Source organism: Paenibacillus xylanilyticus, from assembly GCF_013359935.1.
Classification (GTDB): Bacteria; Bacillota; Bacilli; order Paenibacillales; family Paenibacillaceae; genus Paenibacillus; species Paenibacillus xylanilyticus.
The window spans coordinates 788,634-802,091 of sequence record NZ_JABMCB010000202.1 but is presented as its reverse complement, the minus strand read 5'-3'; the positions used below and the strand labels follow the sequence as shown (position 1 = coordinate 802,091).

Below are 13,458 nucleotides of genomic sequence, written 5' to 3'. Positions count from 1 at the left end.
ATGTTGAAAATTGGACATCATTCATTTAATTCAAGGTTATTGCTGGGTACGGGCAAATTCGAAGATCTGGATATACAGAGTCAAGCTGTAGAAGCATCCGGAACAGAAGTTTTGACATTTGCCGTTCGACGTCTGAACCTGGAAGAGCGCGGTAAGCGCCACTTCCTTGATACACTCGACCTGAAACGATATACATTACTGCCTAATACCGCGGGAGCTTCGACTGCAGAAGAGGCAGTACGCACTGCTGAACTTGCCCGGGCTTCAGGACTTTGTGATATGATAAAAGTTGAAGTGATCGGGGATGGAATTACGCTGCTGCCTGACCCGATTGAAACGTACAAGGCTTGCGAGATTCTGTTGGAAAAAGGTTTTATCGTATTGCCTTATATTTCGGATGATGTGATCCTGGCCAAACGGCTGCAGCTGCTCGGTGTTCATGCGGTGATGCCTGGTGCTTCACCGATCGGAGCAGGAAGAGGTATTATTAATCCATATAATCTGGAGATCATTATTGAGCAGGCTGTTGTTCCTGTTATTGTAGATGCGGGGTTACGTTCACCCAAAGATGCTGCTTATGCCATGGAGCTTGGTGCGGACGGTGTGCTGTTGAACACCGCTGTGTCCGGTTCGGGAGATCCGGTTAATATGGCAAAAGCAATGCGGATGGGAGTTGAAGCGGGCAGACTGGCTTATGAGGCAGGCATGATACCCATTAAGCGTTATGCGGCAGCCAGCAGTCCGGCGGAAGGAATGGTTCATACATGATAGACGAGACAAAATCAACCGAGCAGAGCAATCGTTATTCCAGACAGGAACGATATGCACCGCTTGGCAAGGAAGGTCAGAAAAGACTAAACAACAGCAGAGTCGTGATCGTGGGTGCCGGTGCATTGGGAACCGGAATCGCGGAGACTTTGGTACGTTCAGGCATTGGACACGTTACCATTGCGGACCGGGATTATGTGGAATGGAGCAATTTGCAGCGGCAGCAGCTCTATATTGAACAGGATGCTGTTCAGCGAATGCCCAAGGCGATGGCAGCGGAGAAACGTCTGTCGGATATCAATTCCTCTGTTGTCATTGAAGGTAAAGTGATGGATGTCCGCGCAGATGAGCTTGAGGATTTAATTCAAAACGCAGACCTGATTATGGATGCAACAGACAATTTTGATACGAGGCTGCTGATTAATGATATGTCCCAGAAATATCGCATTCCGTGGATTTATGGGGGATGTGTGGGGAGCTACGGAATTACGTACACCTTCCTGCCCGGAGAGACTCCCTGTCTGAATTGTTTGCTTGGAGAGGTTCCGCTTGGCGGGGATACCTGTGATACATCAGGCATTATTCCTCAGGCCGTGCAGATGGTAACAGCCAACCAGACAGCGGAAGCCATGAAACTTCTAAGTGGAAATGAACATGCATTGCGGCATAAGCTGTTGTCATTTGATGTATGGCGTAATGAATACATATCTATCAATGTGGACGGTGCCAAAAAAGCAGATTGCCCTTCCTGTGGTGAAGCCGCAACATATCCTTATCTCTCCGCGGCCAATTTGGAGAAAACCGATGTTTTATGCGGAAGGGATACGGTGCAAATTCGTCCATCTCGTCCAATGAAGCTGGATCTGCATGGTACGTCTGAGCGATTGCGCAGATTGGATGAAGGTCCTGTGGAAGTTAATCCTTTCCTGGTTTCATTCACGACAGGGGCCCATCGAATGGTTATTTTTCAGGATGGACGGGTATTGGTTCATGGAACGAAGGACACCGCCGAAGCGCGTACACTCGTTCACCGATATTTTGGGTAAGGTTAATAACGGATGTTCAAGTCTATTCCTTTCAGGAATGGACTTTTTCATTTTATGGCATGCTAAACACACAACATGCAGCATACTGCTGTCCAGCAGGAAGTGATTGGTAACGAAAAACACGGTCCAATGGCTTGGCAGCGGTTTGAGACAGGCCGGGTGAGCAAAATGAAAACATCCATTTTACTGATTGGTGTAAAAGAACGAACGAACGAGATCAAGGAAGTCTTATGCGCTGAGGGTTACACTGTTCTCGATAGCACATGGGAAGATCTGTATCGTGAACAGGAGTTTCAACTAACAACCTGCAGTATGGTTATCCGGGTGATGGAAGAGAATCATGATCATAAAATTGGTGAGGAACTGCACTGTCTACTGGAGCAAAAGGAAGGCAGTGTTCCCATCATTGTGATTACATCTCCAATCCCCCCTGAACAGGTTGTGGCTTGGCTCGATCAGGGCGTAAACGATGTGATCGTTGAACCCATTCAATGGAAAGTCATGATGGCCAGAATACGAAATTTGCTTCGGGTGTTTGCGAATGCTGTCCAAATGGACGAGGAAGTTATCGTCGTACATGATCTTAAGGTAAACTTGCGTTCACGCAGGGTTAGCCGTGCAGGAGAATACCTGATGCTGACGCCAAAAGAATATGAGCTGCTGGAATTTCTGGCGAGACATGTGAATGAGGCATGTACTCGAAGCATGATATTAAGAGAAGTATGGGGTTATGATTTTGCGATGGATACCAACGTAGTGGATGTGTACATTAAACATTTGCGGGTCAAGGTGGATAAAGGAAGAGACATCAAACTGATTCAAACGGTTCGTGGAATTGGATACATGCTTCATACCGATTCGTGATCGGAGATATCAAATCAATCATCTAATTACCGTAATATACAAGCTTATGTATCAGAGAAATACGGGTAAATATAAAAGGACCGGATCCAAGATCCGGTCCCAACTGCCTGTCTTTAATGCAAGTTTCCTGAACTACAGTACACGGCGAGACTTAACATATGTTCTTTTCCAAGTACCGGAATTCAAATCCGAGATCGTTACGCCCGGAGAGCCGTAAGTGTGCAGAATTTTACCATTCCCTGCATAAACAGCAACGTGTGTTACGTTTGATCCTGTGGAACGGCTGCCGCTTGAGAAGAATACCAAGTCTCCTACACGCAAGTTTGCCTTGGAGACAGCTTTACCTTCTTTAGATTGCTTAACCGACGTACGTGGCAAGCTCACACCATATTTTTTAAAGATGTATTTCATAAATGATGAGCAGTCAAAGTACTTTGTAGTTGATGTTGACGCGCCAAATTTATAAGGTGTTCCCGTAAATTTTTTGCCGTAGTTTACAATTTGTTGTCCTGTCGATACAGATGAAGTTGCTGCTTGTGCAACAGGTGCATTTGTCATTAATACAGCTCCAAAACCTAGTGTAGCGCACAACCCTACGGTTACGGCCTTTTGGACAAAGATGTTTGTTTTCATGTTGTTATTACCTCCAAAATTCGTTTTCGTTAAGTTGCTAGAGCGAGTATAACAGGTTTGTAACTGCCTAGAAATTGGATACAACGTGATAATCCCTTATCCCGCCTAGGTTTGGGTTTCTTTATTAAAAAACAATTAAAAATGTCAAAAAATTAATCGTTGACTAATAACTTTCCGCAGACAAACAGAAAAGACCCTTGATTATCAAGGGTCTTTCGTAATTTATACGTGTAATCTCGTAAAAATCTCAGGTTACAAAAACGTAATAACTCTACCGTGAAGAATGTTAGTCCTTACTCTGAATAATAAGCAATAGTCCACTATCTATGGAGACAGTACCTGATGCGCCGAGCAGTTTATTACTTATTCCCAAGGACTGTCCCATTCGAATCGTGGCTTTATCAAGAGGATACAAGAAGCCATCCAACGTGATTCCGGTAACTTCAGGAGTCAGAGGAAGCAAGGAGATGTATTCATAACCCCGGTCGTTCACCTCTACTTTGGATGTGGTCAGCATCATATAGTTGTGCTTATCCTGGATTGTACAGAACACATGGTGCTGCATGGCACGAACCATAATATGTACATTGGCCAAAGTGTGATCCAGTCGTGTTCCTGTAGCTCCAAGCATCAGAATATGGGTAGGTTCGTGCTCAAGCGCTGTCTCAAAAGCCATTTCAGTGTCAGTCCAGTCCTTGGCAACAGGATCAACCGTTATCATGCGTTCACTATTCTCGCGTACCAATAGGAATTCCTGCTCTGTAATGGAGTCAAAATCCCCAACAGCTATATGAGGCTTTACGCCATGTTCAATTAAATACAATGCTCCCCGATCGGCTGCGATAACAATGTCGTCCTGCTTGATTTCTTTAATAAATTGAGGAGAGAGGGCTCCGCCTGTAAAAATTACAATGCGTTTCGTAGTCATTCCATTCATCCTTCCTATTAATGTAGAAAGTATAACATCAATTTATATTATTCACGAATGCTATCAGTATAAAACACAAAATGTGGTTGCACAATTTCAGTCCTCGCGGATACAATGGGGAGAGCGACATGGAGATGACTTGAAAAGTGAGGTTTGAACAGGTTGGACTTGCACATTTTTGAAGTGTTCAGCATTATAGGCACCATTGCTTTTGCAATGTCAGGTGCTTTCGTGGCTATGGAAGAGGAATATGATATTTTAGGTGTACTTGTGTTGGGACTCGTGACGGCCTTTGGTGGTGGTGTTATTCGTAATGTACTAATCGGGGTACCTGTCACTACACTATGGAGCCAAGGTGCACTAATCATGCTTGCTCTGGTATCTGTCGCTGTTGCGTTTTTGTTGCCGCTAAAATGGATTGGTCACTGGAAGCGGACAGAGGCGCTGTTTGATGCGATAGGGCTAGCTGCGTTTGCCATACAAGGCGGACTGTATGCTGCCAATATGGGGCATCCCATCAGTGCGGTAATCGTTGCAGCAGTGTTGACCGGTATCGGCGGGGGAATCATTCGTGATTTGCTCGCAGGACGCAAGCCGCTTGTACTGCGTGATGAAATCTATGCAGTATGGGCTATGCTAGCTGGATTTGCAATAGGAATGGGATGGTTTACCTCGAATGTGGGTCTGTTGATATGTTTTGCAGCTGTTGTATTATTCCGGATGTGTTCCGTACATTATAAATGGAAACTTCCTCGCCGTTCATTGGTAAGTGCAGACGCTACTCCAACACAAACCACACAAGGGGCCTTAAATCGTACGTTAAGCAAGGGGGAGTAAACATGATACATGTTTTGTTCGTTTGTCTCGGTAACATTTGTCGTTCACCGATGGCAGAAGCAGTATTACGCCACAAAATAGAAGAGCGTGGTCTCAATCACCAGATTCAGGTGGACTCGGCTGGTACGGGAGATTGGCATATCAGCAAGCCTCCGCATGAAGGGACACGGAATCTGCTGGATACATACCAGATTCCTTATGCCAATATGGCTGCGAGACAATTCGGAAGTGCTGACTTCGAGCAGTTTGATTATATTGTCTGCATGGATGACTCCAACGTGGCCAACGTGCGTAAGATTGCAGGCGGAGCCGAAGCGGATATTTTAAAATTCATGGACTTGCTACCGAATGAATCATTACGCGAAGTTCCTGATCCTTACTTTACGGGTAACTTTGAAGAGGTGTACGGGCTGGTAGATGCGGGATGTAATGTACTCCTGGAGCGGATCCAAAAGGATCATTCACTCGCTTAAATCTTATACCATTACTGAATTGGCTGAAAAAAACAGCAACAGGCTTATGCAAGCAGGAGATTCCTGCTTTTTTTTGAATCTCTATGTAAGCGGTGTCATAAAAGGTTAAGAAAATAGCGGCATTTTCAGCCGCATGTGTTTCTTAGTAAACTAGCTTTCCTGAAGGTAATAAAGCAATGCCTCAGGAAGTTCTTTTTGCCAGAATCCCCATTGGTGGTGTCCGTCTTTTTCTCGATAAGAGACGAGAGCACCGCGTTTCTCTAGCAAATCACGAGTATCCCTGTTCAATTGAACAAAATCATATGTGCCGGTATCTGCTTCAAACGCAGTTTCCTGCAGCCCGACAATCATCCAAATGGATAGCCAGGACAGGTCTTCTTCAGCCGCATAAATTTCCTGAGAGGCGGAGTAGAAGGCTCCAGACAAGCTAATGACTCGTGTAAACAGATCAGGATAGAGCAGGGCGAGATGCAGTGAAACACTGCCTCCAAGGGAATCGCCGGCGAGCAAACGTTCCTGTGGTGAGCGTCGTACAGGATATTTCTCTTCAATGTAGGGAATAATCTCTTCAGCAAAGCATGCGGTATACGCTTTGAACCGATTTCCGAAGGGAGCATACTCCTGGGTTCTGACCGAAACATCAACTTGAACACCCACAATAATGAAAGGTTCTGCACCCTCGTCAAGAATGATCCGGTTGGCAGTCGTGGCGATTCGCCCAAAGTTGAAGAATTCTTCGCCGTCCTGACAATAAACGACAGGGTAACTGAGCAATTCGTTATAGCCTGGCGGAAGATAAATTCGAAGTGTACGCTTCTCTCCAAGATAGCGGCTATCGATCTCTTCCTTTACAATCGTACGTTTCAAATAGCGGGAATCCGTCATAAAACGTCACCTTTCTCGGTTTATTTTTGCATTCGTCCGCGCAATACGGTAAGATTAACCTTGTGCGGGGATAGGTCAAACACGCAATCATGTATTATGCTGTTATACCAATATTAAGCCCCTGTTATACATACAATCCGGAAGGAAACATAAAAAAATTACGGATATCTTTGACGTATGCAGTGAAACAGGTGTATAATAATATTATAACAGCGGAACTTGATATTCAAATTTTTTGTTGAGGTGAAGAAAAAAATGAGCAAGGTTCCTTATGAAGTGTATACGGAGGATGTAGAAGCTCTGTCCGTGCTGTCTCCTGACGGCGAAATTGTAAACAAAGACATGATGCCTAAACTTTCCGACGATCAATTAAAAGAAATTATGTACCGCATGGTATTTACCCGTACTTGGGATGACCGTGCAGTAAACCTGGGCCGTCAAGGTCGTCTTGGTTTCTATGCTCCAGTATCTGGACAAGAAGCAACAATGGTTGGTAGTGAGTTTGCACTTGAGAAAGAAGACTTTATTGCTCCAGGCTATCGCGACATTCCGCAACTCGTGTGGCACGGACTTCCTCTTTATCAAGCATTCTTGTACTCCCGTGGTCACCAACATGGTGGACAAATTCCGGATGGCGTTAATGTATTGATGCCGCAAATCATCATTGGTGCACAAATTCTGCACGCAATGGGTATTGCTATGGGTTACAAATTGAAGAAACAAAAACAAGTTGTTATTACTTACACAGGTGATGGCGGTTCTTCCGAAGGTGACTTCTATGAAGGTCTGAACTATGCTGGTGTTTACAAGCTGCCTGTTATCTTCTTCGTACAGAACAATGGTTATGCCATCACAACTCCTTTTGCCAAACAAACGGCAGCTCTGTCCATCGCTCATAAAGCGGTAGCAGCAGGAATCAAAGGTGTTAAAGTTGACGGTATGGATATCTTCGCAGTTATCAAAGCTGTTCAGGAAGCTGCTGAACGCGGTCGTAATGGCGAAGGCGCAACTCTGATCGAAGCTGTTACTTACCGTTTCCGTCCTCACTCCCTTTCTGACGATGCTTCCAAATATCGTACAAAAGAAGAAGAGGCAGAATGGAATGCAAAAGATCCAATCGCACGTTTTGCTAAATATCTGGAGAAAAAAGGTCTGTGGACTGAAGAAGATACAGCACGTGTGAAAGAAGAAGCAAAAGCTAAAGTGAACGAAGAGATCAAAAAAGCGGAAAAAACCGAGAAAATGACAATTCCAGGCTTGATCGACAGCATGTTCGAGCAAACGCCTAAGCACTTGGAAGAGCAAAAAGCTGATTTCCAATAAGTTTTTTCCGATAAAGCATAAACATCCGGGACGGATTCCGGGGTCTCGGTATACATGTATGAATTCAAATGTGAACTGTCAATGTTTAAGGAGGAAATGAAGCAAATGGCACAAATGAACATGAAAGAAGCAATCCGTGATGCGCTTCGCGTTGAATTGAAACGCGATCCTAACGTTCTGCTTTTCGGTGAAGACGTAGGTAATGTAGGTGGCGTTTTCCGTGTAACGGAAGGTCTCCAAAAAGAATTTGGCGAAGAGCGTGTATTTGATACACCACTTGCTGAATCCGCTATTGGTGGTCTGGCTGTAGGTCTTGGTGTACAAGGCTTCCGTCCAGTTGCCGAAATCCAGTTCGTTGGTTTTATCTTTGAAGCACTCGACCAAATGGTAGTTCAAGCAGCTCGTATGCGTTACCGTTCTGGTGGTAAATACAATTCTCCAATCGTATTCCGTACACCATTCGGTGGCGGTGTAAAAGCGGCAGAATTGCACACAGATGCCCTGGAAGGTCTGCTTGCGCAAACTCCAGGTATCAAAGTTGTTATTCCTTCCAACCCTTACGATGCAAAAGGTCTGATGATCGCTTCGATTCGCGACAACGACCCTGTATTCTTCATGGAGCACCTGAACCTGTACCATGCTTTCCGTGCAGAAGTGCCTGAAGAAGATTACACTGTAGAACTGGGTAAAGCGAACGTTGTTCGTGAAGGTTCTGATGTAACCATCGTTACTTACGGTATGATGGTTCACACTTCTGTGAAAGCAGCAGAAGAGCTTGAAAAACAAGGAATTAACGTTGAAGTTATCGACCTTCGTACGGTTAGCCCGATCGATATTGATACCATCGTTGCTTCCATTAAGAAAACCAATCGTGCAATTGTTGTACAGGAAGCTCAGAAGAGCGCAGGGGTTGCAGCTGAAGTCATTGCCCAAATCAATGAAAAAGCGATCCTGCACTTGGAAGCTCCGGTTCTGCGTGTAGCTGGTCCGGATACTGTATATCCATTCGCACAAATCGAAGATACATGGCTTCCTAACCCAGCACGCATCGTTGCTGCGGTTAAGAAAGTCGTAGAATTTTAATAATTCAATCATCTGACATGCCGCAAGGCGCAGTATGGTGATTCACACCGCAGCGCAAGCTGCACTGAAAACAGCCATTAGCCCCTTAAGTAACAGTTATTTGCTTTAGCAGTAACGGTTGTTTTCATGGAGTTAAGGGTTGTTTTCAGGATTGAGCAGATAATCAAGGAGGTTTTTCAGTTGGCTAAATTTGAATACAAATTCCCTGAACTGGGCGAAGGCCTGCACGAAGGCGAAATCATCAAAATGCATATCAAAGTCGGTGATAAAGTAACTGACGACGATATCATCATGGAAGTACAGAACGACAAAGCGGTTGTAGAAGTACCTTGTCCGGTAAACGGAACAGTAACAGAAGTGTTCGCAAAAGATGGTCAAGTTTGCCATGTAGGCGAAGTTGTTGCTGTTATCGATGCTGAAGGCGAGCTTCCAGAGCAAGAAGACGCTCCAGCTGGCGATCAAGGCGAGCAAGAAAAAGACGCAGCTCAAGGTGGAGCTGATACAAGCGGTTCTTCTGCAGCAGCATCCAGCTCCGATGCAGCCAAAGAAGGCGGCAACAACAGCGTTCCGGCAGTACCTGCCAAAGACGTTTTGGCAACACCAAGCGTGCGCAAATTTGCTCGCGAACAAGGCGTAGACATCGCTCAGGTTAACGGCACTGGCAACAACGGTAAAGTAACCAAAGAAGATGTGGAATCCTTCAAAAATGGTGGCGGCCAATCCGCAGCGGCTTCTTCCGCAGCTCCGGCTCAAGAAGAGAAAAAATCCGCAGCACCGGCAGCAGCTTCAGCTGATCAACGCCTTGAAGAAGAACGCGTACCATTCAAAGGTATCCGTAAAGCGATCTCCAATGCAATGGTTAAATCGGCTTACACTGCACCTCACGTTACAATCATGGACGAAGTGGACGTAACTGAACTGGTTGCTTTCCGTACTCGCATGAAACCAATTGCAGAGAAAAAAGGAACAAAAGTAACTTATCTGCCATTCATCGTTAAAGCATTGGTAGCAGCTTCCCGTCAATTCCCTGCTTTGAACGCTATGATCGATGAAGAAGCTAACGAAATTGTTTACAAAAAATACTACAACATCGGTATCGCTACAGATACAGACAACGGCTTGATCGTTCCTGTTATCAAAGATGCTGATCGTAAATCCATCTGGATGATTGCTGATTCCATCCGTGATCTGGCAGCTCGTGGCCGCGACGGCAAATTGAGTGCTAACGAAATGAGAGGAAGCACAATCTCCATCAGTAACATCGGTTCTGCAGGCGGTATGTTCTTCACTCCGATCATCAACTTCCCTGAAGTTGCTATTCTCGGAACTGGACGCATCAGCGAAAAAGCGGTTATCAAAAACGGCGAAGTTGTTGCAGCACCTGTAATGGCTCTTTCCCTGAGCTTCGACCACCGTATCATCGATGGCGCAACAGCACAAAACTTTATGAACTACATTAAACAGCTGCTCGCTAACCCTGAGCTGCTTGTTATGGAGGTGTAAGATATGGTAGTAGGCGACGCTTCTCTCAATATCGACACATTAGTAATTGGTGCAGGTCCTGGCGGCTATGTAGCTGCCATCCGCGCTGCTCAACTGGGCCAAAGCGTATTGATCGTAGACAAATCCGAGCTTGGCGGCGTATGTTTGAACCGCGGATGTATCCCATCCAAAGCCCTGATCTCGGCTGCACATCAATATGAGAATGCTCTTCACGGCGACGCATTCGGTATCTCCGCTGAGAACGTAAAAGTGGATTTCGGCAAAACTCAAGAATTCAAAAACGGCGTTGTTAAGAAAATGACTGGCGGTGTAGCTGGTTTGCTCAAAGGCAACAAAGTTGAAGTTTTCAACGGTGAGTGCATGTTCATCAACGAAAACGAAGCGCGTGTATTCAACGATCACGAATCTCCGCGTTACAAATTCAAAAATGCAATCATTGCAACAGGTTCCCGTCCAATCGAACTGAAACCTTTCCCGTTTGGCGGACGCATTCTGTCTTCGACAGAAGCATTGAACCTGCCTGAAGTACCGAAAAGCCTGATCGTTATCGGTGGCGGTTATATCGGTGCTGAGCTTGGTCAAATGTATTCCAAATTCGGTGCAAAAGTAACCATCATTGAAGGTTTGGATACTGTACTGCCAGGATTCGATAAAGACATGACTAGCCTTGTGGCTAAAAACATGAAGAAAACAGGCATCGAAATCGTAACGGGTGCAAAAGCTGAAAGTGCTGAGCAAACGGACAAAGATGTAACTGTTAAATATTCCGTAAATGGTGAGTCCAAAGAAGTAACTGCAGATTACCTGCTCGTTACTGTTGGACGTCGTCCAAATACGGACGGTGAGCTTGGTCTTGACATGATCGGTGTTGACGTTGACGAGCGTGGATTCGTTAAAGTTGACCACCAAGGTCGTACCAGCATCCCGCATATCTTCGCAATCGGTGACATCGTATCCGGTTTGGCACTTGCCCACAAAGCTTCTTATGAAGGTAAAGTGGCTGCTGAAGCGATCGCAGGACAACCGTCTGTAGTTGACTACAAATGTATGCCTGCAGTTGTGTTCACAGACCCTGAGTGCTCCAGCGTAGGTTACACAGAAAAAGAAGCCAAAGAAAAAGGCTACAAAGTAAAAGCTGGTAAATTCCCTTACGCGGGTAATGGCCGTGCTGTATCTTTGAACCATGCTGAAGGTTTCGTGAAAATCGTTGCTGACGAAGAAAGCGGCCTTGTACTTGGTTGCCAAATCGTTGGTCTGGAAGCTTCCAACCTGATTGCTGAGCTTGGCCTTGCAATCGAAATGGGCGCTACTTTGGAAGATCTGGCTCTGACTATTCACGCTCACCCAACTTTGGGCGAAATCGTGATGGAAGCTGCGGAACTGGTTATGGGTCACCCGATCCACATCATTTCCCGCTAATATCGTCTAAGCCTCGGATTCGTCCGGCATTATACGTATACGAAGGGACAGATAACGTGTTACAGCGTTATCTGTCCCTTTTTTATATGCAGATATTGTTCAAACAAGGATCATGCAATAAGAAGATCAATATGGTACACTATAACAACGTATAAAACAGGTTGTGACCCAATGGAGGGGCATTGTTTTTAAGCAATGTAAGTCAGCAGAACTCGGTCACAGCGAGTATTTTCTGTTTATTTAGTTTTTGTATGGAATGAAATTAAAAGATATCTTAGTGGGGGAGTACAACGTGAAAAACTATCTCGATTTATTACAGGATATCCTGAACAATGGTGTGCACAAAGGAGATCGTACCGGAACCGGAACTCAATCTGTCTTCGGCAGACAACTCCGTTATGATCTTTCGGAAGGATTTCCTTTGGTTACAACCAAACGAATTCATCTAAAATCAGTCATTCATGAACTGTTATGGTTTTTGAGTGGGGATACGAATATTGCTTACTTGAAAGAAAACGGAGTCAAGATCTGGGACGATTGGGCCGATGAAAACGGCGATCTGGGCCCCGTTTACGGTTCACAGTGGAGAACATGGGAAGCACCCAATGGAGAGAAAATTGATCAAATCGCAGCAGTTATTGATTCAATCAAAAATAACCCGGATTCACGCCGTCATCTCGTAAGTGCATGGAATGTGGCAGAAATCAACAACATGAAGCTTCCCCCATGCCATTTTGCGTTTCAGTTTTATGTGGCGGAGGGTAAATTATCCTGTATGCTAACCATGCGTTCCGTGGATACATTCCTTGGACTGCCGTTTAACATTGCGAGCTACGCCTTGCTGACACATATGATTGCCCAACAATGTGACCTTGAGGTGGGTGATTTCATCTGGTCAGGCGGGGATGTACACATCTATTCCAACCATGTGGAACAGGTGAAAACACAGCTTGAGCGTGAACCTTATGCTTTGCCTAAGTTGATCATTAAACGTAAGCCCGATTCCATTTTCGATTACAAGTTTGAAGACTTTGAGTTTGAAAACTACCAGCATCATCCGGGCATCAAAGCTCCAATTGCAGTATAAGCAGACTTGAAAGAAGGAGTGTAGCATTTGAGTATTGAACTTGTATGGGCTATGGGCGAGAACGGTGTTATTGGTTTAAACAATTCGATTCCATGGCGTCTGCCCAAAGATATGGCTTTTTTTAAACAACGCACGTTGAACAAAACGATTATTATGGGTCGTAATACGTGGGAATCCTTTGGCGGTAAGCCGCTCCCGCAACGGCGGAATATTGTGATCACCAGAGATCTGAACTACAAGGTGGAGCAGGCTGAAGTGGTGCATACCATTGAAGAGGGGCTTGAAGCGACCAAGGGCGATGAACTATGTGTGATCGGCGGTTCCCAGGTATATCGTGAGTTTCTCCCTTTAGCAGATCGTCTGGTCGTTACCAAAATCCATGAGGAGTTCGAGGGAGATACCTTTTTCCCGGAATTGGATTGGTCGGAATGGGAGCTAACAGAGCACATTGAAGGCGAACAGGATGAAAAAAATGTGTATGCCTATACGTTTGAGTTTTATGAACGAAAACGCTAAGGTTGCATAAGGGGCGAGTCTAAAGAGCCCCAAGAAGATACGTTGCGATCTGTTCAATGATCAAGACGCTGATTTACGAAATATTCGTGAACA

14 protein-coding genes are annotated in these 13,458 nt (G+C 45.2%); 11 read left to right on the top strand and 3 right to left on the bottom strand.

The window, feature by feature from the left end; translation table 11 throughout:
- The 3 genes from HP552_RS30100 to HP552_RS30090 all read left to right on the top strand — a co-directional run bounded on the left by HP552_RS30100 (position 1) and on the right by HP552_RS30090 (position 2,678).
- On the top strand, positions 1-768 hold the full coding sequence (locus HP552_RS30100) for a thiazole synthase (RefSeq protein ID WP_175399021.1): 768 nt from the start codon (positions 1-3) through the stop codon (positions 766-768).
- Complete coding sequence (locus tag HP552_RS30095; RefSeq protein WP_175399020.1) at positions 765-1,814, top strand: ThiF family adenylyltransferase; 1,050 nt, start codon at positions 765-767, stop codon at positions 1,812-1,814. The genes HP552_RS30100 and HP552_RS30095 overlap by 4 nt, the downstream gene beginning before the upstream one ends.
- Before the next feature lie 75 nt (positions 1,815-1,889).
- The gene (locus tag HP552_RS30090) at positions 1,890-2,678 is read left to right on the top strand and encodes a response regulator transcription factor (RefSeq protein ID WP_175399019.1); all 789 of its coding nucleotides are present in this window, start codon (positions 1,890-1,892) and stop codon (positions 2,676-2,678) included.
- A 132-nt stretch (positions 2,679-2,810) separates the two neighbouring features.
- On the opposite strand, the gene HP552_RS30085 is transcribed toward HP552_RS30090, so the two are convergent.
- A complete protein-coding gene (locus HP552_RS30085; RefSeq protein ID WP_175399018.1) occupies positions 2,811-3,311 on the bottom strand; it encodes a C40 family peptidase in 501 nt (166 codons plus the stop codon).
- A gap of 286 nt (positions 3,312-3,597) precedes the next feature.
- Positions 3,598-4,239 (bottom strand): thiamine diphosphokinase, encoded by a 642-nt coding sequence (locus HP552_RS30080; protein ID WP_175399017.1) that lies wholly within the window; start codon positions 4,237-4,239, stop codon positions 3,598-3,600.
- A gap of 168 nt (positions 4,240-4,407) precedes the next feature.
- Here HP552_RS30080 and HP552_RS30075 point away from each other — a divergent pair, with 168 nt between their 5' ends.
- Entirely contained in the window at positions 4,408-5,076 is a 669-nt protein-coding gene (locus tag HP552_RS30075) for a trimeric intracellular cation channel family protein (protein ID WP_175399165.1), read from the top strand.
- Between the two features lie 2 nt (positions 5,077-5,078).
- Positions 5,079-5,549 (top strand): low molecular weight protein-tyrosine-phosphatase, encoded by a 471-nt coding sequence (locus tag HP552_RS30070; protein ID WP_175399016.1) that lies wholly within the window; start codon positions 5,079-5,081, stop codon positions 5,547-5,549.
- A 150-nt stretch (positions 5,550-5,699) separates the two neighbouring features.
- Here HP552_RS30070 and HP552_RS30065 read toward each other — a convergent pair whose 3' ends face one another.
- On the bottom strand, positions 5,700-6,434 hold the full coding sequence (locus HP552_RS30065; protein WP_175399015.1) for an alpha/beta hydrolase: 735 nt from the start codon (positions 6,432-6,434) through the stop codon (positions 5,700-5,702).
- Between the two features lie 255 nt (positions 6,435-6,689).
- Here HP552_RS30065 and pdhA point away from each other — a divergent pair, with 255 nt between their 5' ends.
- The 6 genes from pdhA (at position 6,690) to HP552_RS30035 (ending at position 13,365) form a co-directional block, all read left to right on the top strand.
- The gene (gene pdhA, locus HP552_RS30060; protein WP_175399014.1) at positions 6,690-7,757 is read left to right on the top strand and encodes a pyruvate dehydrogenase (acetyl-transferring) E1 component subunit alpha; all 1,068 of its coding nucleotides are present in this window, start codon (positions 6,690-6,692) and stop codon (positions 7,755-7,757) included.
- A 105-nt stretch (positions 7,758-7,862) separates the two neighbouring features.
- Entirely contained in the window at positions 7,863-8,840 is a 978-nt protein-coding gene (locus tag HP552_RS30055) for an alpha-ketoacid dehydrogenase subunit beta (RefSeq protein ID WP_175399013.1), read from the top strand.
- Between the two features lie 180 nt (positions 8,841-9,020).
- Positions 9,021-10,343 carry a dihydrolipoamide acetyltransferase family protein gene (locus tag HP552_RS30050; protein WP_175399012.1) on the top strand — a complete coding sequence of 441 codons (1,323 nt, stop codon included), beginning with the start codon at positions 9,021-9,023 and terminating at the stop codon, positions 10,341-10,343.
- Positions 10,344-10,346: 3 nt separating this feature from the next.
- Complete coding sequence (lpdA, locus tag HP552_RS30045; protein WP_175399011.1) at positions 10,347-11,762, top strand: dihydrolipoyl dehydrogenase; 1,416 nt, start codon at positions 10,347-10,349, stop codon at positions 11,760-11,762.
- Between the two features lie 292 nt (positions 11,763-12,054).
- Positions 12,055-12,849, top strand: coding sequence for a thymidylate synthase (thyA, locus tag HP552_RS30040; RefSeq protein ID WP_312884373.1), 795 nt, complete (start codon positions 12,055-12,057; stop codon positions 12,847-12,849).
- 27 nt (positions 12,850-12,876) lie between these two features.
- The gene (locus tag HP552_RS30035; protein ID WP_175399009.1) at positions 12,877-13,365 is read left to right on the top strand and encodes a dihydrofolate reductase; all 489 of its coding nucleotides are present in this window, start codon (positions 12,877-12,879) and stop codon (positions 13,363-13,365) included.
- The last annotated feature ends 93 nt before the right edge of the window (positions 13,366-13,458 follow it).